Annotated in this window: 18 protein-coding genes; 4 read left to right on the forward strand and 14 right to left on the reverse strand. The window is 64.8% G+C overall.

The window, feature by feature from the left end; genetic code table 11:
* The first annotated feature begins 7 nt into the window (after positions 1–7).
* Positions 8–964: an aliphatic sulfonate ABC transporter substrate-binding protein gene (locus IAE34_RS13050; protein WP_442793212.1), complete on the forward strand. Its 957-nt coding sequence runs from the start codon at positions 8–10 to the stop codon at positions 962–964.
* Positions 965–983: 19 nt separating this feature from the next.
* Here IAE34_RS13050 and IAE34_RS13055 read toward each other — a convergent pair whose 3' ends face one another.
* Together IAE34_RS13055 and IAE34_RS13060 are read right to left on the reverse strand one after the other, a co-directional pair.
* The gene (locus IAE34_RS13055; RefSeq protein WP_200139377.1) at positions 984–2,060 is read right to left on the reverse strand and encodes an alpha-hydroxy acid oxidase; all 1,077 of its coding nucleotides are present in this window, start codon (positions 2,058–2,060) and stop codon (positions 984–986) included.
* 22 nt (positions 2,061–2,082) lie between these two features.
* Positions 2,083–4,560 carry a TonB-dependent receptor plug domain-containing protein gene (locus tag IAE34_RS13060; protein WP_200139378.1) on the reverse strand — a complete coding sequence of 826 codons (2,478 nt, stop codon included), beginning with the start codon at positions 4,558–4,560 and terminating at the stop codon, positions 2,083–2,085.
* A 565-nt stretch (positions 4,561–5,125) separates the two neighbouring features.
* On the opposite strand from IAE34_RS13060, the gene IAE34_RS13065 reads away from it, so the two are divergent.
* Both IAE34_RS13065 and IAE34_RS13070 read left to right on the forward strand, forming a co-directional pair.
* Positions 5,126–5,617: a GNAT family N-acetyltransferase gene (locus IAE34_RS13065; RefSeq protein ID WP_200139379.1), complete on the forward strand. Its 492-nt coding sequence runs from the start codon at positions 5,126–5,128 to the stop codon at positions 5,615–5,617.
* 42 nt (positions 5,618–5,659) lie between these two features.
* Positions 5,660–6,013 (forward strand): SH3 domain-containing protein, encoded by a 354-nt coding sequence (locus IAE34_RS13070; protein ID WP_200139380.1) that lies wholly within the window; start codon positions 5,660–5,662, stop codon positions 6,011–6,013.
* Positions 6,014–6,587: 574 nt separating this feature from the next.
* Here the strand turns inward: IAE34_RS13070 and IAE34_RS13075 are convergent.
* Positions 6,588–7,991: a GGDEF domain-containing protein gene (locus IAE34_RS13075; RefSeq protein WP_200139381.1), complete on the reverse strand. Its 1,404-nt coding sequence runs from the start codon at positions 7,989–7,991 to the stop codon at positions 6,588–6,590.
* Positions 7,992–8,153: 162 nt separating this feature from the next.
* On the reverse strand, positions 8,154–9,983 hold the full coding sequence (locus tag IAE34_RS13080; protein WP_200139382.1) for an SLC13 family permease: 1,830 nt from the start codon (positions 9,981–9,983) through the stop codon (positions 8,154–8,156).
* Between the two features lie 182 nt (positions 9,984–10,165).
* Here IAE34_RS13080 and IAE34_RS13085 point away from each other — a divergent pair, with 182 nt between their 5' ends.
* On the forward strand, positions 10,166–11,962 hold the full coding sequence (locus IAE34_RS13085) for a glycoside hydrolase family 15 protein (RefSeq protein WP_200139383.1): 1,797 nt from the start codon (positions 10,166–10,168) through the stop codon (positions 11,960–11,962).
* 72 nt (positions 11,963–12,034) lie between these two features.
* Here the strand turns inward: IAE34_RS13085 and nuoN are convergent, their stop codons facing one another.
* From nuoN to nuoE, 10 genes are all read right to left on the reverse strand, one after another.
* On the reverse strand, positions 12,035–13,504 hold the full coding sequence (nuoN, locus tag IAE34_RS13090) for an NADH-quinone oxidoreductase subunit NuoN (RefSeq protein ID WP_200139384.1): 1,470 nt from the start codon (positions 13,502–13,504) through the stop codon (positions 12,035–12,037).
* Positions 13,505–13,511: 7 nt separating this feature from the next.
* On the reverse strand, positions 13,512–15,044 hold the full coding sequence (nuoM, locus tag IAE34_RS13095; RefSeq protein ID WP_200139385.1) for an NADH-quinone oxidoreductase subunit M: 1,533 nt from the start codon (positions 15,042–15,044) through the stop codon (positions 13,512–13,514).
* A 58-nt stretch (positions 15,045–15,102) separates the two neighbouring features.
* On the reverse strand, positions 15,103–16,956 hold the full coding sequence (gene nuoL, locus IAE34_RS13100; protein WP_200139386.1) for an NADH-quinone oxidoreductase subunit L: 1,854 nt from the start codon (positions 16,954–16,956) through the stop codon (positions 15,103–15,105).
* Positions 16,953–17,261 carry an NADH-quinone oxidoreductase subunit NuoK gene (nuoK, locus tag IAE34_RS13105; RefSeq protein WP_003251446.1) on the reverse strand — a complete coding sequence of 103 codons (309 nt, stop codon included), beginning with the start codon at positions 17,259–17,261 and terminating at the stop codon, positions 16,953–16,955. Before nuoK ends, nuoL begins: the two co-directional genes overlap by 4 nt.
* A 3-nt stretch (positions 17,262–17,264) precedes the next feature.
* The gene (gene nuoJ / locus IAE34_RS13110; protein ID WP_200139387.1) at positions 17,265–17,765 is read right to left on the reverse strand and encodes an NADH-quinone oxidoreductase subunit J; all 501 of its coding nucleotides are present in this window, start codon (positions 17,763–17,765) and stop codon (positions 17,265–17,267) included.
* Between the two features lie 10 nt (positions 17,766–17,775).
* Complete coding sequence (gene nuoI, locus IAE34_RS13115) at positions 17,776–18,324, reverse strand: NADH-quinone oxidoreductase subunit NuoI (protein ID WP_023534793.1); 549 nt, start codon at positions 18,322–18,324, stop codon at positions 17,776–17,778.
* 11 nt (positions 18,325–18,335) lie between these two features.
* Entirely contained in the window at positions 18,336–19,343 is a 1,008-nt protein-coding gene (gene nuoH / locus IAE34_RS13120) for an NADH-quinone oxidoreductase subunit NuoH (RefSeq protein WP_200139388.1), read from the reverse strand.
* Complete coding sequence (gene nuoG / locus IAE34_RS13125; RefSeq protein WP_200139389.1) at positions 19,340–22,054, reverse strand: NADH-quinone oxidoreductase subunit NuoG; 2,715 nt, start codon at positions 22,052–22,054, stop codon at positions 19,340–19,342. The genes nuoH and nuoG overlap by 4 nt, the downstream gene beginning before the upstream one ends.
* A 130-nt stretch (positions 22,055–22,184) precedes the next feature.
* On the reverse strand, positions 22,185–23,549 hold the full coding sequence (gene nuoF / locus IAE34_RS13130) for an NADH-quinone oxidoreductase subunit NuoF (RefSeq protein WP_200139390.1): 1,365 nt from the start codon (positions 23,547–23,549) through the stop codon (positions 22,185–22,187).
* Complete coding sequence (gene nuoE / locus IAE34_RS13135; protein ID WP_200139391.1) at positions 23,546–24,043, reverse strand: NADH-quinone oxidoreductase subunit NuoE; 498 nt, start codon at positions 24,041–24,043, stop codon at positions 23,546–23,548. Before nuoE ends, nuoF begins: the two co-directional genes overlap by 4 nt.
* Positions 24,044–24,045: the final 2 nt, after the last annotated feature.

Consider the following 24,045-nt stretch of genomic DNA (forward strand, 5'->3'; position numbering starts at 1 on the left):
TATTCTCGTGCGATCGAAGCTTTTACGCCTGTTTGCGCTGGCCGTGCTGGCCAGTGCCTCGCTGCCAGAACTGGCCCGTGCCGACCAGACCCTGCGCATCGGCTACCAGAAGTCCTCGACCCTGCTGACCTTGCTCAAGGCCCGTGGCAGCCTCGAGCAGCGGCTGCAAGCCGAGGGTATCCGCGTCAGCTGGCACGAGTTCCCCAGCGGCCTGCCGCTGTTGGAGGCGCTGAACCTGGGCAATGTCGACCTGTCGGCGGATGTCGCCGATACCGTGCCGGTATTCACCCAGGCGGCGGGTGCGAAGCTGACCTATTTCGCCCGCGAGACGGCCTCGCCAACGGCCCAGGCGATCCTCGTGCCGCCAGACTCGCCGCTCAAGTCCCTGGCCGACCTCAAGGGCAAGCGCGTGGCCGTGACCAAGGCCGCCGGCAGCCACTATCTGCTGATCCAGGCGCTGGCCAAGGCCGGGCTGACCTTCAAGGACATCACCCCGGCCTACCTGATTCCCGCCGACGGCCGAGCCGCTTTCGAAAACCACAAGGTCGATGCCTGGGTGACCTGGGACCCTTACGTGGCCAGTGCCCAGCGCCAGCAGAACGCGCGCATCCTGGCCGATGGCAGCGGGCTGGCGAGCTATCAGCGTTATTACCTGGCCGGCAGCGACTACGCCAAAGCCCATCCCGAGGTGCTGCAACAGGTTTACCTGGCGCTGCGCGAGGCCGGTGCCTGGACCAAGGCCAACCCGGCGCAGGCCGCGCGTATCCTTGGTCCGTTGTGGGGTAACCTGGACAGCGCCACGGTGCAGCAGGCCAACGCCCGACGCAGTTACGATGTGCAGCCAGTGAAGCGCGAGAACCTGGCCGAGCAGCAGCGCATCGCCGATGCGTTCTATCGAGCAGGGCTGCTGCCCAAAGCTGTGGATGCCAGCGCGGTAAGCCTGTTCGAGCCTGCGCAGAACTGACCCTCGCGTCTGGCTACCCTCAGCCAGCAGGCTCGCTACCGGACCCGATGCGCAGCAAAGGGGTGTCGCGAACATCCGCGAGCGTACCCGCGCCACTTAGCTGCATGACGATGCGCAGTTCCTGTTCGAGTTGTTCGAGCACCGCTTGCACGCCATGCCTGCCATCGAGTGCCAGGCCATAGAGGACCGGTCGCCCGATGGCGACCAGGTCGGCACCGGCGGCAATGGCTTTGAACACATCCAGGCCGCGGCGAATGCCGCTGTCGAAAATCAGCGGCACCCGTCCCCTCACTTCATTCGCGACCCGTTGCAACGACTCGAACGCGGCTGGCGAGCCATCGAGCTGGCGGCCGCCGTGATTGGAGACCTGTATGGCATCGACGCCGTGCTGGAGAGCGGCGCGTGCATCCACAGGGGTGGTGACGCCTTTGACGATCAAAGGCAACCCGGCGCTGTGGCTACGCACGAAGTCCAGGCTGTCGAGGCCCAGGCCACTGTCGAAAGACAAGTCCAAAAGGCGGCGGCGGCCTTCGCTGTCGAGAAAGTTGCCAGGCGTCGGCAGGTGCAGGGCATTGCGGCGATCATGCTCTCGGTTGCCCCCGACCGTGACGTCTGCGGTCAATACGATCGCCTTGTACCCGGCAGCATGGGCACGTTGCAGCAACTCGCGGTTGAAGCCGCTGTCGCGCGTCAGGTAACACTGGAACCATTTGTCACCTTTACTGGCCGCCGCGATCTGCTCCAGATTTTGCATGGCGACCGTACTCACACCCAGCAAGGTCCCGTAAGCCGCGGCCGCGCGTGCCGTTTCCGACTCGGCCGAGGGGTGAACCAGACCGTGGTGCGCCATGGCGCCGACCATGATCGGCGCCCTCAGCTGGCTGCCGAAGATCTGAGTATGAAGGGTTTGCCCAGTCGAGCCACTGAGGACACGCTGATCGACCAGGACCCGGGAGAAAGCGAGGCGGTTCTCGCGCAGGGTCTGCTCGTCACCCGCACCTCGAGCGATATAGTCCAGTGCCGGGCGTGGGATGAGCCCGGCGGCAAGGCCTTCGAGCTCCAGCAGGTTGAAGAATTTCACAGACGGCCGTCGCATCGGTCCTCCGGTTCAGCCTGGGTCAGAAATCGTAGGCGATCTTGCTGTACCAGAATCCCCCGCCTGGGTAGAAAGGTGGGGATCCGTAGTTGTACTGGTAGGCGGCCTGGGCGATACCGTTGTTGTCGGGGCGCACGTTGAAGATGTTGGTGCCGCCGATACTCAGGGTCAGGCTGTCGAACAGCACATAGGACAAGTCGAGGTCGGTGATCCACTTGGCACCGAAGCTGCGGTCCTGCGCAGGGTTCTGCTGCCAGGTCTGGACCTTGCCATAGCGGGTGGTCTGCAGATTGGCGGCGAAATCGCCAAGGGTCCAGTTGGCGCCCAGTATCCACTTGCTGCGCGGGGAAGCCGCCACCAGCAGACCTTCGGCCGCATGCCCCACTACGCTGACGCCCGAATTCTGCAGGGCGGCCGGCGTGCTGCGGCTGCCTTCGACGGTCGTCTTGTTGTAGTTGAACGCAGCGCTCCAGCGAACCTCGCCCCAGGCGCCGAACCGGCTGCTGTGATCGGCCACCAGGTCGATGCCGCGCGTGCGGGTATCGAAGGCGTTGGTGTAGTAGCTGACCCAGGTATTGCGCGCCACCCCCACGGAGCTGAGGATGTCGCCAATGGCGCCGTTGCCGTTGCTGCGGTCATACAGGTTTTCACTGAGCAGGATGCGGTCGTCGATGTCGATGACGTAGGCATCGGCGGTGAAGCTGGTCCGCGGGGCCGGTTGCCAGGTGATACCCAGGCCTGCGTTGCGTGATTTCTCGGGTTTCAGATCCGTTGCGCCCAGGGCCTGGGCCGCGGCGCTGTCGGGCGTTGCGGTATAGCGCAAGGCGGGCACCGCGTTGCCATTGGCGTCCGCTGCCGTACGGTTGTCGGTGACGGTGTAGCCGAGCTGGGTCAGGGAGGGCGCCCGGAAGCCCGAGCCCAGGGTGCCGCGTACGGCCAACTGGTCGGTGAGTGCGTAGCGGGAATTGAGCTTGAAGCTGTAGGTGTTTTCCTCGATGTCGTCATAGTGCTCGGCACGTCCGGCGACGCCGACATACCACTTTGGCGTGAGGTCCAGCCCCAGGTCCAGGTAGGCCGCATAATTGTTGCGGCGCAGATCCGCTTCGTCCTGCGGGCGGATTGCCAGGACCCCTTGGGCGCCCGTGGATGGTTGCGCCCCGTTGGCAACGTACAGCGGGCTGCCCACCGGGAAGGTATAGGGCCCGACACTGTAGGCCCGGGGGTCACTGCCCGCGAAGGTGCGCAAGCGCTCCCAGCGGTGCTCCAGTCCGACCGACACCTGCGTGGGCACGGAGAGGCCGAACAGACCCTCGAAGTGGCGCGTGATATCCAGGTTGTTGACCCATTGCTCGAACTGCAAGGTAGCCAGGTCATCCCACTTGGTTGGCGACTGCGGGCCATAGGTGGGGTTGGCCGTCAGATCGCTGGCGTGTTCGATCTTGTCGCGGCCATAGCTGGTGGACAGGTCCCAGTCCCAACTGGCCGCGTTGCCCTTGCTGCCGAAGAGGAACTGATAGTCGGTGTCCTTGAGGTTGTTCAAGGGGTAGTAGCCATCCGGAAACAGTGCCGGAATCGACGCGGCGCCGTTGGCCGCCCGCAACTGATTGTTCGCTTCGGTCTTGCGTTCGCCATAGGTGGCGTAGGAGTAGAGCTTCAGCGCCTCGGACAGCGGCAACTCGGCATTGTAGGCCAGGTTGAACGCCTTCAGGTCAGGATCGCCGTTGCGGGTGCTGACATGATCCCAGGCAGCCTGGCGGTCGTCCTCGAAAAACGCCCGGACGCTCTCCGGCGATTTTCCCACCCAGGTCGCCGTCCCGCGTTTGCGGGCATCGGCAGACAGGTGCAAAAAGCCCCCATCACCCAGCGCGAAGCCATGATCGGCCGCGCTCTTGATGGTTTCACCCTCGCCTGAGAACAGCTGGCCGTAGCTGGCCTCGGCATGACCGCCCGAAGCCGAGCGCTTGAGGATGATATTGATGACCCCCGCCACGGCGTCCGAGCCGTACTGGGCGGCGGCGCTGTCCTTGAGCACCTCGATGTGGTCGACGGCACTGACCGGGATCATGTCGATGTCCACCGCATTGGCACCGCTGGTGTCGGTGCTGCCATTGGCAGGGGCGGCGCCGTTGTGGCGGCGCTTGCCGTTGACCAGCACCAGCGTATAGGCCGGGCCGAGGCCGCGATTGCTGAGCGGGCGAACCTGTGAGTTGAACCCGGCGATGTTGGTGCCGAAGTTGAACGAGGGCAGCAGTTTGGAGATGGCCTCGGACAGTTCCGCCCGGCCGGTCTTGAGCAGTTGCTCGCTGTTGATGATGTCGATGGGTGTCGGGCTGTCGGCGACGACACGTTGCTGCCCTCGCAGACCGGTGGAGACCACCGAGACCGTGTCGAGCCGGGTCTCTTGGCCGTCGGCTGCCTGCACGGAAAGTGGCGGCAGCGCCAGGCAGGCGACGAGTGCTGTAAACCCTGATCGCAATGCAACGGGCGGGCGTTGGTTCATGTTCGACTTTCCTTGTGTTGGCAAGCGGCAGTCATAGGCCGCGTGTTGTCCAGCCAGCACTGGCCCTCGGTACGGGTACAGGATGCTTGCTCCGGATTCAGGAGCGCGGAGGTGATAGGCGAGGGGCTGCAGGGAGGCGAGGGCGTTGGCATGCAGCGTCGATCTCATCACGGGTGGGGAGGGGCGATCAGGCAGATCGCCTTGGCGCCCCAGCGTGATGAGGTGGCCGCGTAAGAACGTATTCTTATATTTTTGAGGTGTAAAAGGCTTTTTGATTCTATGCTAATTATTATATTTACTGATCTATTTAATGATTAAATATGCGTACAAGGAATCTTATACTGCGGCTGATAGACACGTGCTTGCGGTTGGCCATGCCGCTTGTGCGATGAATGGACGAAATCCGGTTTATTCACTGCCGATCCTGACCTTGCCAGTGGGTTTGGATCATCGCCTGCAGCTCTCCTGGTCAGCCTGTCGTCGCCCTGGCTCCAGGCAATCCGTGCCATTCAGCGTCATGCCCGCTAGGATAGCGTCCTTTCCATTTGAGATAAGGGCAGCCCTGATGCCTGTACCACACCTGCGATCCGCCACGCCCGCGGATGCCGAGCGCTGCTATCACATCGAGACGTCAGCCTACGAAGGCGACGAAGCCGCCACGCTGGAAAAGATCGTGACGCGAATCGCCCAGTATCCCGAAGGATTCCTGGTGCTGGAGCTGGAGGGGACGATCGCCGGCTTCATCAACAGTGGCTGTGCCCATGAGGTGGTCATGTCCGATGAGGCGTTCAAGGAGCTGGTCGGGCATGATGCGCAGGCGCCGAACGTGGTGATCATGTCGGTAGTGGTCGATCCTGCCTTCCAGGGCCAGGGCCTGTCCCGACGCCTGATGAGCCATTTCGTGGAGCAGATGCGCGAGCGCGGCAAGGCGAGCATTCACCTGATGTGCAAGCAGAAGCATATCGGGCTGTACGAAGCGATGGGATATCGTTACGTGCGGCCATCGAGTTCCGAGCACGGCGGCATGACCTGGCACGAGATGGTCATGCCTCTCTGAGCCGCACTCGGATCACTCATCCATCAGCCAAAGGAGTGGCATATGAACTACGTGGTCATCGAGAATCATCGCAGCGAGTATCCCAGGCCGATTCACTTCGTCAGGGGCGCGCTGCTGCAGATCGGCCAGCGTTACCAGGGCGAACACGACTGTCAGGACTGGTACCTGTGCAGCTGTGGCGGACAGCAGGCCGGATGGGTGCCGGGTCAGTTGATCGAGCGCCTGGGCGTCGGCGAAGGCAGGGCGCTGGAGTCGTACTCCGCCCATGAGCTGGACGTCGATCCCGGCCAGGTCATGGTCGGTCTGCGGCCGCTCAACGGTTGGCTGTGGTGTCGCAGCCAGCGCAACGGCGAGCTGGGGTGGCTGCCATTGGACAAGCTGCGCCGACTCGACTGAACAGGGGCCTCGGAATCCATCTGATACGCTTTTTTTCAGGAAACCTGAATCTGTAACCGTATCAGTCGAGGCGGGAAAATATCGCTTGTGCCCCGCCGTGCAGGCTGCGACGGACGGGCACGCGAGGCTGCACCCCATTCCCGCGATGCAGCCGCGCCATCAGTCCCTACCGTGTCGAGGTTCCAATGGGCAAGCTTGCGTTTTTCCTGGGCGGATTCCTGCTGCTGACAATTCTCATCGGCCTGCTCGGCACCATTCCGCCGAGCTGATCCGTACCCCTCCCCACCCCTCGTAGTGCCACGTGAGCCTGTCTTCCCTGGGAGACGGGCTGCGCTGCGTCGACACGTTTCGAGCCCTGCTGAAGGGGCTTTAGTACCGACTTCCGTACGATAACGCCTCATGCGAGATGGGAAATCTGTCCACAGAAAAAGTGGGCATCTCTGTGGATAAAGCGCTGGAAGCCAGGTAGGCGGCGGGCCTTGTCAGATTGAGCAGATTTTGTACAGGGATGTTGCCGCATGGCACCTGCCGCGGTCTCGCCGACTACCCCCGCGCGGCGTTGCATGACGCCGCTTCACATTACCTGTCGCTGAGCCGCTTCGACCCGATTACGGCCCTGCGCCTTGGCCCGGTACAGGGCTTTGTCGGCGTCGAGCAGAAGCGCATCGAGATCGACCATCGGCCGCTGTTCGCTGCAACCGCTGATACCGATGCTTACGGTCACGCGCAACGGGGCAACGCCTCCCGCTATTTGCAGCTCCTGTACGGCGCGACGCAGGCGTTCGGCAGTGAAACCCGACTGCGCCGGCGCCAGGCCAGGTATCACGATGGCGAATTCTTCGCCGCCCAGGCGTGCGAACAGTTCGCCATCGTGCAACTGCGCTTGCAGGGCCTGAGCACACTCACGCAGCACCTGGTCGCCAGCGGCATGGCCGTGCCGGTCGTTGATGGCCTTGAAGTGATCGATGTCGAGCATCATCAGCGTCAGCGCGGGTCGATCCGGATGCTGACGATGCGCCTCCAGCAGCGCATTGGCCTTTCGCGTGAACGCACTGCGGGTGAGTACGCCGGTGAGGTGATCGAAGCTGGCCTGGTGTTCCAGCCGCGCCAGCAGCGCACGATTGGCATTGCTGACGCAGGCCACCACCAGAGGGCCGAGCACCAGCATGGCGATGCCCAGGCGCGCGGACATCAGTGCGGTCACGCCGACCTCGCTCTGCGGCATGCTGAAATGCATGAGGTCCTGCGCCACTGCCACGATCAAGGTACTGCCCGCGATCAGGGTCAGCAGCGACAGCAGGAACGGCGAGTAGCTCAACGCACACCACAGCAACGCCGAAATTGGAAAAGCGATCGCCCCGGGGCCGCCGAAGATCAGGCTCACCACCAGTGAAGCCAGCAGCATCAGCAAAGGGGAAAGCGCGATGCGTTGCCCGCGGCTGCGCAGCAGGGCAGCCAGGGACGGGAACGTGAGCATGATCGGCAGCACCAGTACGCTGGTGGAGAACTGCTCGCTGAACCAGGCCAGCCAGGTGGAGGTGAGCGACTGCTCGAACCAGGGGCTGGCCATCAGGCAGGCAAGCGAGGCAGCTACCATCGCTCCCGCGCCGCAGGCCGCGAATGTGCGCACCACCCCATGAGGGGTGCGCAGTCGGCGATGGCGCCGTGGGAGGTTGGCCAGCAGGCGCCAGAACGTGACGACGGCGCCCAGGTTGCACAGGTTCAACCACAGCGCCGGCCGCCATTGGCTGCCGCACAGCAGATCGGCACCGACCATGCCCAGGTAGATGAGCACGATACCCGTGACGTTGGCGTGGCGGTGATGGCGCAGCAGCACGCCGGCCAGTACGGCATTGACGGGCCAGAACAGCGACAGCGATTCGATCGGTCGAGCCAGAATGCCGCCCAGGGTCAGCGCGAAGGTCAGACCGAACAGCAGCAGTGGGGGCAGCAGACGCGACTGGGCTAGGAACACCATGGGCTCGACCACAAGCGAATAGGTAGGCCAGGACGACGGCGGCAACACCTGGGGCACAGGGTGTGAAGTGTGGTTCAACGCGTCGATTGATGTCAATTGGGTATTATTTGGTCGCAATCCCCGGAGATAGCCTGCTGCGAGACGATGTGCTACGCACGATCACTACATCCCGTAATACCACGGCACCATGACCAGGCTCACCCCTATCACCAGCAGCGTGAAGGGCACGCCCACCCTGACGAAATCAGCGAACCGGTAGTGTCCCGGACCCAGCACCAGGGTATTGACCGGCGAGGACACGGGGGTCATGAACGCGGCTGAGGCGGCCAGTGCCACGGTCATGGCGAACGGATAAGGCGACATGCCCAGCTGCTGCGCCGTGCTGATCGCCACAGGCGCCATGAGCACGGCGGTGGCGGTGTTGGAGATGAACAGCCCGATCAGTGCGGTGAGGATGAACAGGCAGGCGAGGATGGCGGTCGGCCCGGCATCGCCCAGCAGATCGACCAGGCCGGTCACCGCCAGGTCGATGCCGCCGGTCTGCTGCAGCGCCAGGGCGAAGGGCAGCATGCCGACGATCAATACCAGGCTCTGCCAATGGATGGCCCGGTAGGCGCTGTTCATGTCGATGCAGCGGCCTGCGCCCATCAGCAGGCAGCCGATCAAGGCAGCGATGACATTGGGCACCGCCGCGCTGACCATCAGCACGACCATCACCGCCAGGCTCATCAGCGCATAGGGCGCCCGCGCGCGGGCCGGCGCCACCTGGTCGATTTCTGCCGGGAGGCTGAGCACGATGAAATCCTGGGGCTCGGCCTGCAACTGGCGCACCGCCTTCCACGGACCGATGACCAGTAGCGTGTCGCCCAGGCGCAGCTTTTCCTCGACCAGCTGGCCCTCGACCGCCGTGCGATCACGGCGCAACCCCACCACGTTCAGACCGTAGCGGCTGCGAAAGGCCAGTTGCAGCACGTTCTTGCCGATCAGCGCCGAGCCGGGTGGCAGCGAGACCTCGGCCATGCCGATCTCCTGGGACTGGTCGATGAAGTAGGCGGCCTTCAAGCGCAGCGGCTCCAGTTGCATGGATTGGCACAGGCTGCGCAGGTCGTCATGGTTGGCGAACAGGTCGAGCAATAGCACATCGCCCTGATGCAGCACGGTACCGGAGTCGGCGGCGATCACTCGAGTGGTGAACTTGTGCTGGCGCTCGATACCGACCACGTTGGCACCGTGGCGTGTACGCAGCTCCAGCTCGCCGAGGGTGTGGCCGATCAACGGCGAATGCGGGCGGATGCGCAGCCGGCGTTCGCGCCCGCCGAGCTTGTAGTCAACGACCAGGTCGAGCAGGGTGCGTCGACTTTCAGGGCGACCGTCCTTGCGCACGTCGCCACGCAGCCAGTGCCGGGTCAACAGCATATAGCCGATGCCCAGCACCAGTATCACCCCACCGAACGGGGTGAAGCTGAAGAAGGTGAAGCCTGGCAGGCCATGGCGAACCAGTTCGCCATGCACCACCACGTTGGGCGGGGTCGCCACCAGGCTGAGCATGCCGCTGATCAGGCCCGCGAAGCTCAGCGGCATCATCAGCCGAGAAGGCGACAGCTTCAGCCGTGCGGCAATGCTCAGCACCACGGGAATGAAGATCGCGACCACGCCCGTGGAGCTCATCACCGAACCCAGACCGGCCACCGCGACCATCAACAGCACCAGCAGGCGCGCTTCGCTGCGTCCGGCCCGTTCGCTCATCCATTCGCCGATGCGGTAGGCGACACCCGTGCGCACCAGGCCTTCGCCGATGACGAACAACGCGGCGATCAGCACCACGTTCGGGTCGCTGAAGCCGGCCAGGGCCTGTTCCACGGTGAGAATCCCGGACAATGGCAGGAACAGGATCACCAGCAACGCGACCACATCCATGCGTGGGCGGTTGACGATGAACAGCGTGACGACGACGGCGAGCAGGCCGAGAACCAGCAGCAGGTCGGAGGACATGGGACGGGTGATCCTTCACGGTTGCAGACGACAGTGCGTAGTGTGCCACCGGCCAGGCTGCGCGTCCTTGACGTGCTGCAGGGTTTGCCCGGTTGTCGCGCACGCGCCGTCACACGATGGCGCAAAGCTGCCCTCGGCGTGGTCACATCCTCAACGAACCGAAGCGCTATCGAGGAACCTCAATGCCCGCGCACATCGAAGACTACGCCATGCTCGGCAATTGCCGCAGCGCCGCCCTGGTCAGCCGCGATGGCTCGATCGACTGGCTGTGCCTGCCGCGTTTCGACGCCCCTGCGGTGTTCGCCGCCTTGCTCGGCAATGAGGAAAACGGGCGCTGGCGCCTGGCGCCAAGCGATCCGGTGCAGCGCTGTACGCGGCGTTACCTGGAGGACACCCTGGTGCTCGAAACGGTGTGGACCACCGCCACCGGCCAGGCGCGGGTGCTGGACTGCATGCCGATGGGCGAGCAGAACGCGGTGCTGCGGATCGTCGAGGGCATATCGGGCCAGACGGCTTTCGAACTGGACCTGGTGATGCGCTTCGACTATGGCCGCAGCGTCCCCTGGGTGGAACGCCTGGACCCGTTGAGCCTCAGCGCGGTGGCAGGTCCCGACAGGTTGATCCTGCGCAGCACGGTGGGCCTGCATGCCATGGATCATCACAGCGTCTGCCGTTTTCGGGTGGCGGCTGGCGAACGACAGGTGTTCGCCCTGCGCCACGAGCCGTCGCACTTGCCCAACGGCGCGGACTTCGACGCCGACCAGGCGCTCACCGATACCATCGCCCACTGGCAGGCGTTCGCCGCACGCTGCCCGGACATCGGCCCCAACAGTGCACTGGTGCGCCGATCACTGCTGACCCTCAAGGCGCTCACCTACGCCCCCACCGGCGGCATCGTGGCGGCGGCCACCACGTCGCTGCCCGAGCGCATCGGCGGCGAGCGCAACTGGGATTACCGCTTCTGCTGGCTACGTGACGCCACCATGACGCTGCTGGCGTTCATGAACCTGGGTTACTTCGACGAGGCCCAGGCCTGGCGTGAATGGCTGTTGCGCTCGGTGGCCGGCAACCCCGAGCAGATGCAGATCATGTACGGCCTTGGCGGAGAGCGGGACCTGGGCGAGTACACCCTGCCTTGGCTAAGCGGTTACGAGCAATCCAGCCCGGTGCGAGTCGGCAACGCGGCGTCCGCCCAACGCCAGTTGGACATCTATGGGGAAGTGGCCGATGCCATGAGCCAGGCGATCAAGGGCGGTCTGCCCCGTCATCCGCGCAGCGCCGCCATTTCACGCCTGATCATGCCGTACGTGGAAAGCATCTGGCGTGAAACGGACGAAGGCATCTGGGAAGTGCGCGGCGGGCGTCAGCATTTCGTCCACTCGAAGGTCATGGCGTGGGTCGCGTTCGACCGGGCCGCGAGTCTGGCGCAGACCACTGAGGAAGGCGGTGAACAGAGCCGGCATTACCGGAAGGTGGCCGAGCAGATCCACCGCCAGGTGTGCGAGCAGGGCATGGATCCGAGCGGGCAGTATTTCGTCCAGGCTTACGGTTCGGCGGATGTCGACGCCAGCCTGTTGCAGATCGCCCTGACCGGATTCCTGCCTGCCGACGATCCGCGCTTCCTGCGCACGCTGGAGCAGATCGAGCAACGCTTGCTGAAGAACGGGCTGTTGCTACGTTACGACACCGACAGCGGCAGCGATGGCCTGACGCCGGGAGAAGGCACCTTCCTGGTCTGCTCGTTCTGGCTGGCCGACGTTTACGTGCTGCTGGGTCGACAGGCACAGGCGCAGGCGCTCTACGAGCACCTGAGCGGCCTGTGCAACGACGTCGGGCTGCTGGCCGAGCAGTATGACCCGGCCGATGGTCGCATGCTGGGCAACTTCCCCCAGGCCTTCAGCCACATCGGCATCATCAATACCGCGTTGAACCTGTACCGGGCGCAATGCCCGGCGAAGGACCGGGCCAGCAGCACCTGAGGCGTGGACGGACCGCAGCGCTGGAAACGAAACACCCCGCCGAGGCGGGGTGTTTTCGTTGCTGCCAGGGCATCAACCCGCCAGATGCAATCCGGCTTGCTGGACCAGGTCCAGCAGCGGCTGTGGGTAGACGCCCAGCACGAAGGCCAGCACCGCCACCGCCAGCAGCATCACACCACCGGCACGCTGCTCCCAACCCAGGGGCGCGTCATGGCGGCGCAGGTTCGGCTCGGCCAGGTACAGCGTCACCATGACCCGCAGGTAATAGTACACACCGATGGCGCTGCCGATCACCAGTGCCCCCACCAACCACCAGAGGTGCGACTGCACGCCCGTGGCGATGATGTAGAACTTGCCGATGAAGCCGGCGGTGAGCGGGATGCCGGCCAGCGACAGCATCATCACCGTCAGCACGGCGGTCAGGTACGGACGGCGCCAGAACAGGCCGCGGTACTCGTACAGCGCATCGGCGTCGCGACCCGCGTAGGGCGAGGACATCAGCGTGATCACGCCGAAGGCGCCGAGGCTGGTGATCACATAGGTGACCAGGTACACGCCCATGGCTTCCATGGCCAGGCCTTGGCTGGCCACCAGCGCGATGACCAGGTAGCCGAAGTGGGCGATGGAGGAGTAACCCAGCAGTCGCTTGAGGTTGCTCTGGGTCAGCGCCAGCAGGTTGCCAACCAGGATCGAAGCCACCGCGATCACCGCCAGGACCGTGCTCAGTACGCCGCTGCTGGCGGCCGGGGAGAGCATGAACAGGCGCACGACCACGGCGAACACCGCGACCTTGCTGGCCGTGGCCAGGAACGCGGCCACTGGCGCCGGGGCGCCTTCGTACACGTCCGGGGTCCACAGGTGGAAGGGCACCAGCGACAGCTTGAACGCCAGGCCCACCAGCATCATGCCCAGGCCCAGTTGCGCCAGCAGGCTCGGCAGGCTGGTCGCGGCCAGGGCCTTGCCCAACTGGTCGAAGGTCAGGCTGCCGGCGTCGGCATACAGCAGCGCCATGCCGAACAGCAGGAACGCGGAGCCGGCCGCCGAGAGCACCATGTACTTGATGCCGGCCTCCAGCGAGCGCTTGTTGAAGAAGGCGTACGCCACCAGCCCGTAGACCGGTACCGACAGCAGCTCCAGGCCGATGAACAGGCCGGCCAGGTGGTTGGCGCTGACCAGCACCAGGCCGCCGAGGGCAGACATCAGCAACAGCAGGTACAGCTCTTCACGGTTGCCCGGGAAACCTTTCGAGCCTTCGCCGAGGTAGGCGTGGGCGAGGGTGACGCAGGCCAGGGTGGCCACCAGCACGATCGCCATGTACAGGCAGGCGAACTTGTCGATGGTCACCAACGAGGTCACGGCCAGGGGCGCGACCTTCAGCGCCGGCAAAATCGACAGCAGGGCTAGGTTCAGCCCCACGGTGGACAGCAGGAAGGTCTGCGAATGGTTGCGCTTGAAGGCGATCGCCAGCATCACCACCACCGTGGTCAGGGTGGTGATCAGCATCGGCGCCAATGCGATGAAGTGTTGAGTGGTGAATTCCATAGCGCTCTTACCGGGCCGAAGCGAGTTGAGTGAAAGCGGAGCCGAGCCACTGCTGCACACCGCTCATGGTGGCGGCAGAAGTGTCCAGGAATGGCTGCGGATAAACGCCCAGCACCACCAGCAGCACCGCCAGGCCCAGCACCATGATCAGCTCGCGCGCGTCCATGCCGGCCAGCACGCTGTCGCCCTTGCTCGGGCCGAAGTAGGCGCGGTGGATCATGATCAGCGAATAGACCGAACCGAACACCAGACCGGTGGTGGCGATCACGGTGATCCACGGCACATGGGCGAAGCTGCCGATCAGGATCAGGAACTCGCCGACGAAGTTGCCGGTGCCGGGCAAGCCCAGCGAAGCCGCCGCGAAGAACAGGCTGATGGCCGGCAGGTAGGCGATACGGTGCCACAGGCCGCCCATCTGGCGCATGTCACGGGTGTGCAGGCGCTCGTACAGCTGACCGGAGAGGATGAACAGCGCCGCGGCGGACAAGCCGTGGGCCAGCATCTGGATCACCGCGCCTTGCAGCGCCTGCTGGCTGCCGGAATAGATGCCGATCAGCACGAAGCCCATGTGCGAGACGCTGGAGAAGGCGATCAGGCGCTTGATGTCGGTCTGCGCGAAGGCCAGGAAGGCACCGTAGAAGATGCCGATCAGGCCCAGGGTCATGGCGATCGGCGCGAACTCCGCCGAGGCGTTGGGGAACAGCGGCAGGGCGAAGCGCAGCAGGCCATAGGCCGCGGTCTTCAGCAGGATACCGGCCAGGTCCACGGAACCGGCGGTCGGCGCCTGGGCGTGGGCGTCCGGCAGCCAGGAGTGGAAGGGCACCACGGGTAGCTTCACCGCGAAGGCGATGAAGAAGCCCAGCATCAGCAGGTACTCGACCCCGGCAGGCAACTGCGCCTTGAGCAGGTCGCTGTAGTTGAAGGTGATGATGCCGGTGGTGTTGTAGTTCACCAGCACCAGGCCGAGGATCGCCACCAGCATGATCAGACCGCTGGCCTGGGTGAAGATGAAGAACTTGGTCGCCGCGTAGATCCGGGTCTTCTTGCCATCGGCCGAGCTGTGACCCCAGAGCGCGATGAGGAAGTACATCGGCACCAGCATCATTTCCCAGAAGAAGAAGAACAGGAACAGGTCCAGGGCCAGGAACACGCCGACCACACCGCCCAGGATCCACATCAGGTTGAGGTGGAAGAAGCCCACGTGGCGCTGGATCTCGTTCCACGAGCACAGCACCGACAGCAGGCCGAGCAGGCCGGTGAGCAGGATCATCAGCAGCGACAGGCCGTCCAGCGCCAGGTGCAGGCTGATGCCGAAGCGCTGGATCCACTGGACCTTGAACTCCAGTGCCCAGGCGGGCTCGGCGCCCGGAGCAGGGGCCAGGGTGTAGTTGCCGGTGGCCCACAGCCACAGGCCGATGCCCAGCAGCAGGGACATGGTCAGCAGCGCGATCCAGCGCGGCAGAGTGGCGCCGAAGCGCTCAGCCAGCCAGCACAGGAAGCCGCCGATGAAGGGGATCAGGATCAGCCAAGGCAGAATCATGACGGGTTCGTTTCCTTTCGCAGAGTCGCAAGGTTCGCGAGGTTCGCAATATTCATGGTCATGCCGCAGCCACCACCACGGCGCCGAGTACCAGCACGGCACCGATGGCGATGGAGGCGGTGTACCAGCGCAGCTGACCGGTCTCGGTCTTGCTCATGGCAACGTGGCCGCCGCGCGCCATGCGAGGAATCAGGCCGATACCGCGGTCAACCGGATCCTTGCGCAGCAGATGGCTGATCAGCAGGTAAGGTTTGACGAACAGCTTGTCGTACAGCCAATCGAAGCCCCAGGCCGCGAACCACCAGGCCGACAGGAAGCGACCAGGGCCGCTTTGCGCGATGGCCGTGACCAGGCGGCGCTTGCCCAGGAACAGCACCGCGGCCAGCAGGATACCGGCCAGGGCGATGGCGCCCGAGGCGATTTCCAGCGAGTGTTTGGCGGCGCCACCGGCGTGACCGGCGCTCTCGGGCAGCACACCGGCCAGCGGTGGATGGATCCAGGCGCCGACGAAGGTCGACAGCACGATCAGCACGCCCAGCGGCAGCCAGTGGCTGATGCCGTGGCCGGCATGGGCTTCGGTCTTGGCTTCGCCGTGGAAGGCGATGAAGATCAGGCGGAAGGTATACAGCGAGGTCATGAACGCGCCCACCAGGCCGGCGTACAGCAGGTTGCTGTGGCCGCTGGCGAAGGCCTCCCAGAGGATTTCGTCCTTGGAGTAGAAGCCGACGGTGAGGATCGGCAGGGCCGCCAGGGCCGCGCCCCCCACTACGAAGCTGGCGTAGGCCAGCGGCAGCTTCTTCCACAGACCACCCATCTTGAAGATGTTCTGCTCATGGTGGCAGGCCACGATCACTGCACCGGACGCCAGGAACAGCAGGGCCTTGAAGAAGGCGTGGGTCATCAGGTGGAAGATCGCGGCATCCCAGGCACCCACGCCCAGGGCGAGGAACATGTAGCCGATCTGGCTCATGGTCGAATAGGCCAGGATGCGCTTGATGTCGGTCTGCACCAGGGCGGCGAAGCCCGCCAGCACCAGGGTCACGCCACCGACCACGCCGACCAGGTGCAGGACCTCGGGCGCTAGGGTGAACAGGCCATGGGTCCGGGCGATCAGGTAGACGCCTGCGGTGACCATGGTCGCGGCGTGGATCAGCGCCGAGACCGGGGTAGGACCGGCCATCGCATCGGCCAGCCAGGTCTGCAGCGGCAGCTGCGCCGATTTGCCGACCGCACCGCCCAGCAGCATCAGGGTAGCGAGCACCATCCAGGTGTCGCCGGCCTTGAATTTCTGCGGCGCCAGCACCAGCAGCTCCTGCACGTTCAACGTACCCAACTGGGCGAACAGGATGAACAGGCCGATGGCCATGAACACGTCGCCGATGCGGGTGACGATGAACGCCTTGAGCGCCGCGTTACCGTTGTTGCGGTTGCTGTAGTAGAAACCGATCAACAGGTACGAGCACAGGCCCACGCCTTCCCAGCCGAAGTAGATGAACAGCAGGTTGTCGCCCAGGATCAGGAACAGCATGCTGGCGATGAACAGGTTGGTGTACGAGAAGAAGCGCGAGTAACCGGCTTCGCCGCGCATGTACCAGGAGGCGAACAGGTGGATCAGGAAGCCCACGCCGGTGACCACGCCCAACATGGTGACCGACAGGCCGTCCAGGTACAGGGTGAAGTTCGGTGCGAAGCCGTCCACCGACATCCACTGCCACAGCAGTTGGCTGTAGGCGCCACCGGCGGGCGGGGCGACGTTGAACTGCCAGATCACGTAGGCGGCGGTGGCGGCAGACAGACCTACCGAGCCGACGCCGATCAGTGCCGACAGGTTTTCCGAGAAGCGCCCGCGGGAAAACGACAGCAGCAGGAAGCCGATCAGGGGAAAGACGAAAGTCAGGAAGAGAAGGTTCATCCGCGCATCTCACTGGCAGCATCGATGTCGAGAGTGTGGAAGCGGCGATACAACTGCAGCAGGATCGCCAGGCCGATACTGGCCTCGGCGGCTGCCAGGCTGATCACCAGAATGAACATCACCTGGCCATCGGGTTGCACCCAACGCGCGCCGGCGACGACGAACGCCAGTGCGGAGGCGTTCATCATGACTTCCAGGCTCATGAGCACGAAGAGGATGTTGCGCCGGACCATCAGGCCGACCAGACCTAAGCAGAACAGGATCCCGGCGACCGCCAGACCATGTTCGAGAGGGATAGCACCCATGATTTACTCCTTCGCCTCGTTGCGGCCCAGGTGGAAGGCGGTGACGGCTGCCGCCAGCAGCAGCATCGAGGCCAGTTCGACCACCAGCAGGTAGGGGCCGAACAGACTGACACCCACTTGCTTCGGGGTGATGGTGGTGCCGCTGATGGCCGCACCGCTCGGGGTGACGAACAGCACGTACAGCAACTCGGCCAGCAGCAGCGCGGCGAGAATCACCGGCCCGCCCCAGATACCGGGCTTGAGCCAGCCGCGCTCCTGGGCGACCGAGGCCGGCCCCAGGTTGAGCATCATCACCACGAATACGAACAGCACCATGATGGCGCCAGCGTAGGCGATCACTTCCAGGGCGCCAGCGAAGGGCGCGCCGAGGGCGAAGAAAATCATCGCCACCGAAATCAGCGAGATGATCAGGTACAGCAGCGCGTGCACAGGATTGGTCCCGGTCACCACCCGAAGGGTGGAGACCACGGCGATGCCCGATGCGAAGTAGAAAGCGAATTCCATCTTTCTGTCCTTATGGGAGCAAGCTCTTCACGTTGATCGGCTCGGCTTCGTTCTGCGCGGCGCCTTTGGGCTTGCCGGCGATCGCCATCCCCGCGACGCGGTAGAAGTTGTAGTCAGGGTTCTTGCCGGGGCCGGAGATCAGCAGATCTTCCTTTTCGTACACCAGGTCCTGACGCTTGAACTCGGCCATTTCGAAGTCTGGCGTGAGCTGGATCGCGGTAGTCGGGCAGGCTTCCTCGCACAGGCCGCAGAAGATGCAGCGCGAGAAGTTGATGCGGAAGAACTCCGGGTACCAGCGGCCGTCGTCGGTTTCGGCCTTCTGCAACGAGATGCAGCCGACCGGGCAGGCTACCGCGCACAGGTTGCAGGCCACGCAGCGTTCTTCGCCGTCGGGGTCGCGGGTCAGGACGATGCGGCCGCGGTAGCGGGGCGGCAGGTACACGGGTTCTTCGGGGTACTGCAGGGTGTCGCGCTTGCGGAACCCGTGGGAAAACACCATAGCCAGGCTGCGCAGCTGAGTGCCGGTGCCCTTAACGATGTCGCCGATATACTTGAACATGGGTCAAATCCTCACTGGGCCGCGACGGCTGGCGTGTTGTAGAGCACGATCGCAGCGGTCACCAGCAAATTGATCAGGGTCAGCGGCAGGCAGAACTTCCAGCTGAAGTCCATCACCTGGTCATAGCGCGGGCGCGGAATCGAGGCGCGCAACAGGATGAACAGCATGATGAAGAAGCCGGTCTTGAGCGCGAACCACAGGAACGACAGTTGCGGCAGGATGCCGAACGGGCCGTGCCAGCCGCCGAAGAACAGGGTGACCAGCAGCGCCGAGATGAGGATGATGCCGATGTACTCACCGACGAAGAACATGCCCCATTTCATCCCCGCATACTCGATGTGGTAGCCGTCGGCCAGTTCCTGCTCCGCTTCCGGCTGGTCGAACGGGTGACGGTGAGTCACGGCGACGCCGGCGATGAAGAAGGTGCAGAAGCCGAAGAACTGCGGAATGATGAACCACAGGTTCTGCGCCTGGTACTCGACGATGTCGCGCATGTTGAACGAGCCCACCTGCACCACTACGCCCATCAGCGCCAGGCCCAGGAACACCTCGTACGACACTGTCTGCGCCGAGGCCCGCAGGCTGCCGAGCAGGGCGTACTTGTTGTTCGACGACCAGCCGGCGAACAGCACAGCGTAGACCGACAGGCCGGCCATGGCGAAGAAGAACAGCAGGCCGATGTTCAGGTCGGCGACGCCCCAGGTCGGGGTGATCGGAATGACCACGAAGGCGATCAGCAGCGCGCTCATCGCCACCACCGGTGCCAGGGTGAAGATCACCCGGTCGACGAAGGGAGGGTTCCAGTCTTCCTTGAAGAACATCTTCAGCATGTCGGCGGCGATCTGGAACATGCCGAACGGCCCGACCCGGTTCGGGCCGTAGCGGTCCTGCCACCAGCCGAGCAGACGGCGCTCGACGAAGCTGAGCAGGGCGCCGCTGACCACCACCGCCAGCAGCACCACGATGGCACGCAGCACGGCGAGGATCGCATCGATCACTTCGGGGGTGAACCAGCTCATTGTGCTGCCTCCTGCAGGCCTTCGACGGGTGTACCGAAGATGGCGGGCGGAATGCCAGCCAGGCCTTTCGGCAGCGCCACCAGGCCAGCGCCCAGGGCTTCGTTGATGCGCAGCGGCAGGCGCAGGGACACGCCGCCCACGGTCAGGCTCAGCAGGGCGCCATCGTTGACCCCCAGGCGGTCGGCCTCGGACTTGGCCAGCCCCACGTAGGCGGCCGGAATGCGCGACTGCACCGGCGCTGCGCGCGACGAGCTCTCTTCGCTGCCGAACAGGTGGAAGAAGGGTACCGCGGTCCAGGTGCCACGGGCCGGATTGAACGCGCCCGGGATGGCGTCGAACCAGCTCAGGCCATCGCCCTGGGGCTCGATCAGACGCACCCCGGGGTCACCGGCACGCAGGTGGCCACCCACCTCGTCCTGGAACTTGTTCCAGGCCTGCGGCGAGTTCCAGCCCGGCGACCAGGCGAACGGCACCTGCTGGCGCGGCTCGGCCGACCCGGAATAGCCTTCCATGGAGAAGGCGAAGGCAGTGTCCTTGTCCTGTGGGGCCCGTGGTTCGTGCACGCTGATGTTGGCGCGCATGGCGGTGCGGCCCGAATAGCGCAGCGGCTCGCGCGCCAGCTTCAGGCCCTTGATGCGGAACGCGGCGCTAGGCGCGGCGTTGACGATCGCGGCCAGTTGCGGTGCAGCCGCAGCGCAGGCGTCGGTGACGTGGTCCAGCTGCGTCCAGTCCACCGGTTTGTTCAGCAGGGTGGCACGCAGCGCGTGCATCCAGCGCCAGCCTTCGTGGATCTGGATGCTGCTGTCCAGGTACTGCGGGTCGAAGACCTGGAAGAAGCGCTGGGCGCGGCCTTCCTGGCTGACCAGGGTGCCATCGCCCTCGGCGAAGGACGCCGCAGGCAGCACCAGGTGCGCGCGTTCGCTGGTGGCGGTCCTGGAATGGTCTGCGACGATCACCACCTTGGCGGCCGCCAGGGCGGCGTCGACCTTGGCGGCCGGCACGCGGGCGTACAGATCGTTCTCCAGCACCACGATGGCGTCGGCCTTGCCGCTGATGACGGCGTCCAGCGCCGCATCAACGGAGTCACCGCCCAGCATCGCCAGGCCCAGGCTGTTGGCCTCGGGTACCACCAGGCTCAACGAGCCGTTCTTCTCGCGCAGTTTCAGCGCCTTGGCGATGTTGGCCGCCGCCTCGATCAGGGCAGGGTCGGCCAGCGAGGTGCCGGCGATGACCAGCGGACGCTGCGCCGCTACCAGGGCATCGGCGATGCGTTGCGCCAGTGCCTGCGCCTCGGCGTCCAGGCCGGCCACGGCCGGGGCGCTCGGGTCGATGGCGTGAGCCACGGCGAAGCCCAGGCGCGCGAGGTCGGCGGGTGCGGCGTGAACGCACTCTTCGGCGACGTCGTCGAGTTTGGTCTCGGCCAGCGAAGCGATGAACAACGGATACAGCGCGTGCTGGCCGATGTTCTTCACCGCAGCGTCCAGCCAAGGCTGCACTTTCATGCCTTCGGCCATGGCCTGGGCCTTGCCCTTGGTGGCCTGGCGTACGGCCAGGGCGACGCGGGCGGCGGTCTGGGTCAGGTCCTCGCCGAGCACGAACACCGCGTCGTGGTCTTCGATGTCGCGCAGGGTCGGCACCGGCAGCGGGCTGCGATTGAGCACGTCGAGCACCAATCGCACGCGGGCCAGCTCGCCCGCTTCCATGCCCGTATGGAAGTAGTCCGCGCCAACCAGCTCGCGCAGCCCGTAGTTGCTTTCAAGGCTGGCACGCGGCGAGCCGATGCCGACGATGGTGCGCCCGCGCAGCAGGTCGGCGGCCTTGTCCAGCGCCGCATCCAGGCCCAGTGTGCTGCCGTCGGCCAGCGACGGCTGGCGTGGACGGTCCTTGCGGTTGACGTAGCCGTAGCCGAAGCGGCCGCGGTCACACAGGAAATACTGGTTCACCGAGCCGTTGAAGCGGTTCTCGATGCGGCGCAGTTCGCCATAGCGCTCACCGGGGCTGATGTTGCAGCCGCTGGAACAGCCATGGCAGATGCTCGGGGCGAACTGCATGTCCCACTTGCGGTTGTAGCGCTCGGAGTGGGTCTTGTCGGTGAACACGCCGGTGGGGCAGACCTCGGTCAGGTTGCCGGAGAACTCGCTTTCCAGCACGCCGTCTTCGACGCGACCGAAGTACACGTTGTCATGGGCGCCGTAGACGCCCAGGTCGGTACCGCCTGCGTAGTCCTTGTAGTAACGCACGCAGCGATAGCAGGCGATGCAACGGTTCATCTCGTGGGCGATGAACGGGCCGAGGTCCTGGTTCTGGTGCGTGCGTTTGCTGAAGCGATAGCGGCGCTCGTTGTGGCCGGTCATCACCGTCATGTCCTGCAAGTGGCAGTGACCCCCTTCCTCGCACACCGGGCAGTCGTGCGGGTGGTTGGTCATCAGCCATTCGACGACGCTGGCGCGAAACGCCTTGGATTCTTCATCCTCGATGGAGATCCAGGTGCCGTCGGAGGCTGGGGTCATGCAGGACATGACGATGCGACCACGGGTGTCGTTTTCGTCGGTGTACTGCTTGACCGCGCACTGCCGGCAGGCGCCGACGCTACCGAGCGCCGGGTGCCAGCAGAAATAGGGGATGTCGAGGCCGAGTGACAGACAGGCCTGTAACAGGTTGTCCGCACCGTTGACTTCGAGCGCTTTGCCGTCTACGTGGATAGTGGCCATGGTTCAAAGTTCTTCGTTGGCCCGCGTGAGCAGGCGTGGCTAATGGAAATCGGTGAGCCTGTGGCACGCCGCAAAGTCTCGGGCCGGCCGTCAGGCTGGCGGGTGGCACGGACCACCCGCGTTCATCTTGTTATGCGCCGACCGTGATCGGCTGTCCCAGGTTCGGGCGCAAGGTGTCGCTAGCGCTGGCAGGCGCGACACCGGCCTCGAACTCGGCACGGAAATACTTGATGGCGCTGCCCAGTGGCTCGACCGCACCCGGTGCGTGAGCACAGAAGGTGCGGCCAGGGCCGAGGAAGTTGACCAGGCCCAGCAGGGTCTCGATGTCCTCGGCGCGGCCCTGACCTTTTTCCAGGGCGCGCAGCATCTTCACGCTCCAGGGCAGGCCGTCGCGGCAGGGGGTGCACCAGCCACAGGATTCCCGGGCGAAGAACTCCTCCATGTTGCGCAGCAGCGAGACCATGCTGACGCTGTCGTCGACCGCCATGGCCAGGCCGGTGCCCATGCGGGTACCGACCTTGGCGATGCCGCCGGCGTACATCTGCGCGTCCAGGTGCTCGGGCAGCAGGAAACCGGTACCGGCGCCGCCGGGCTGCCAGCACTTGAGCCGGAAGCCATCGCGCATGCCGCCTGCGTAGTCTTCGAACAGCTCGCGGGCGGTGACGCCGAATGGCAATTCCCACAGGCCCGGGTTCTTGACCTTGCCGGAGAAGCCCATCAGCTTGGTGCCGTGGTCTTCGCTGCCTTCGCGGGCCAGCGACTTGTACCAGTCGTTGCCGTTGGCGACGATGGCCGGCACGTTGCACAGGGTTTCGACGTTGTTCACGCAGGTCGGCTTGCCCCAGACGCCGACGGCGGCGGGGAAGGGCGGTTTGGAACGTGGGTTGGCGCGGCGGCCTTCGAGCGAGTTGATCAGCGCGGTTTCTTCGCCGCAGATGTAGCGGCCTGCGCCGGTGTGGACGAACAGCTCGAAGTCGAAGCCGCTGCCCAGGATGTTCTTGCCCAGCAGGCCGGCGGCCTTGGCCTCGTCGATGGCGCGATTGAGGTGCTTTGCCGCGGTGGTGTATTCGCCGCGCAGGAAGATGTAGCCGCGGTAGGCCTTCAAGGCACGGGCGCTGATCAGCATGCCCTCGATCAGCAGATGGGGCTGTTGCTCCATCAGCATCCGGTCCTTCCAGGTGTTGGGTTCCATCTCATCCGCGTTGCACAGCAGGTAGCGGATGTTCATGGATTCGTCTTTGGGCATCAGCCCCCACTTCACACCGGTGGGGAAGCCAGCGCCACCACGGCCCTTGAGGCCGGAGTCCTTGACGCTTTGCACGATCTCGTCAGCCGACATCTGCGCCAGCGCCTTGCGGGCAGCGGCATAGCCGTTCTTCGATTCGTACTCGGCCAGCCATACCGGCTCGGCGTCGTCACGCAGGCGCCAGGTCAGCGGGTGGGTTTCGGCCGTGCGCGCGATGCGGTTGGCCGGACCGAAGGATGTGATGGTCATGCGTAACCCTCCAGCAGCTTGGCCACGCCGGCAGGCTGCACGTCGCCAAAGGTGTCGTCGTCGATCATCAGCGCCGGGGCCTTGTCGCAGTTGCCCAGGCAGCACACCGGCAACAGGGTGAAGCGCCCGTCGGCGGTGGTCTGGCCCAGGCCGATGCCCAGCTCGCTCTGGATCTGGCCGACGACCGATTCATGGCCGCCGATGTAGCAGACCATGCTGTCGCACACGCGGATGATGTGCCGGCCTACGGGCTGGCGGAATATCTGGCTGTAGAAGGTGGCCACGCCCTCGACGTCGCTGGCAGGAATACCGAGCATTTCGCCAATCGCATGAATGGCGCCGTCCGGCACCCAGCCGCGTGCCTTCTGCACGATCTTCAGGGCTTCGATGGACGCCGCGCGCGGGTCCTCGTAGTGGTGCATCTCGTGCTCGATGGCCGAGCGCTCGGTTTCGCTCAGGGCGAAACGGTCGGTTTGGATAAGCGTGCTGTTCATGC

Origin of the sequence: Pseudomonas sp. S30 (assembly GCF_016518545.1) — a bacterium.
In the GTDB taxonomy this organism is placed as follows: domain Bacteria; phylum Pseudomonadota; class Gammaproteobacteria; order Pseudomonadales; family Pseudomonadaceae; genus Aquipseudomonas.

Excerpts from the sequence above, each read along its gene's own strand:
- IAE34_RS13060 (WP_200139378.1), bottom strand. The coding sequence starts at position 4,560 with ATGAACCAACGCCCGCCCGTTGCATTGCGATCAGGGTTTACAGCACTC.
- IAE34_RS13080 (WP_200139382.1), bottom strand. The coding sequence starts at position 9,983 with ATGTCCTCCGACCTGCTGCTGGTTCTCGGCCTGCTCGCCGTCGTCGTC.
- nuoK (WP_003251446.1), bottom strand. The coding sequence starts at position 17,261 with ATGGGTGCTATCCCTCTCGAACATGGTCTGGCGGTCGCCGGGATCCTG.
- nuoG (WP_200139389.1), bottom strand. The coding sequence starts at position 22,054 with ATGGCCACTATCCACGTAGACGGCAAAGCGCTCGAAGTCAACGGTGCG.
- nuoE (WP_200139391.1), bottom strand. The coding sequence starts at position 24,043 with ATGAACAGCACGCTTATCCAAACCGACCGTTTCGCCCTGAGCGAAACC.
- nuoF (WP_200139390.1), bottom strand. The coding sequence starts at position 23,549 with ATGACCATCACATCCTTCGGTCCGGCCAACCGCATCGCGCGCACGGCC.
- nuoI (WP_023534793.1), bottom strand. The coding sequence starts at position 18,324 with ATGTTCAAGTATATCGGCGACATCGTTAAGGGCACCGGCACTCAGCTG.
- nuoM (WP_200139385.1), bottom strand. The coding sequence starts at position 15,044 with ATGATTCTGCCTTGGCTGATCCTGATCCCCTTCATCGGCGGCTTCCTG.
- nuoL (WP_200139386.1), bottom strand. The coding sequence starts at position 16,956 with ATGAACCTTCTCTTCCTGACTTTCGTCTTTCCCCTGATCGGCTTCCTG.
- nuoN (WP_200139384.1), bottom strand. The coding sequence starts at position 13,504 with ATGGAATTCACCACTCAACACTTCATCGCATTGGCGCCGATGCTGATC.
- IAE34_RS13065 (WP_200139379.1), top strand. The coding sequence starts at position 5,126 with ATGCCTGTACCACACCTGCGATCCGCCACGCCCGCGGATGCCGAGCGC.
- IAE34_RS13085 (WP_200139383.1), top strand. The coding sequence starts at position 10,166 with ATGCCCGCGCACATCGAAGACTACGCCATGCTCGGCAATTGCCGCAGC.
- nuoH (WP_200139388.1), bottom strand. The coding sequence starts at position 19,343 with ATGAGCTGGTTCACCCCCGAAGTGATCGATGCGATCCTCGCCGTGCTG.
- IAE34_RS13055 (WP_200139377.1), bottom strand. The coding sequence starts at position 2,060 with ATGCGACGGCCGTCTGTGAAATTCTTCAACCTGCTGGAGCTCGAAGGC.
- IAE34_RS13075 (WP_200139381.1), bottom strand. The coding sequence starts at position 7,991 with ATGGTGTTCCTAGCCCAGTCGCGTCTGCTGCCCCCACTGCTGCTGTTC.
- nuoJ (WP_200139387.1), bottom strand. The coding sequence starts at position 17,765 with ATGGAATTCGCTTTCTACTTCGCATCGGGCATCGCCGTGGTCTCCACC.
- IAE34_RS13070 (WP_200139380.1), top strand. The coding sequence starts at position 5,660 with ATGAACTACGTGGTCATCGAGAATCATCGCAGCGAGTATCCCAGGCCG.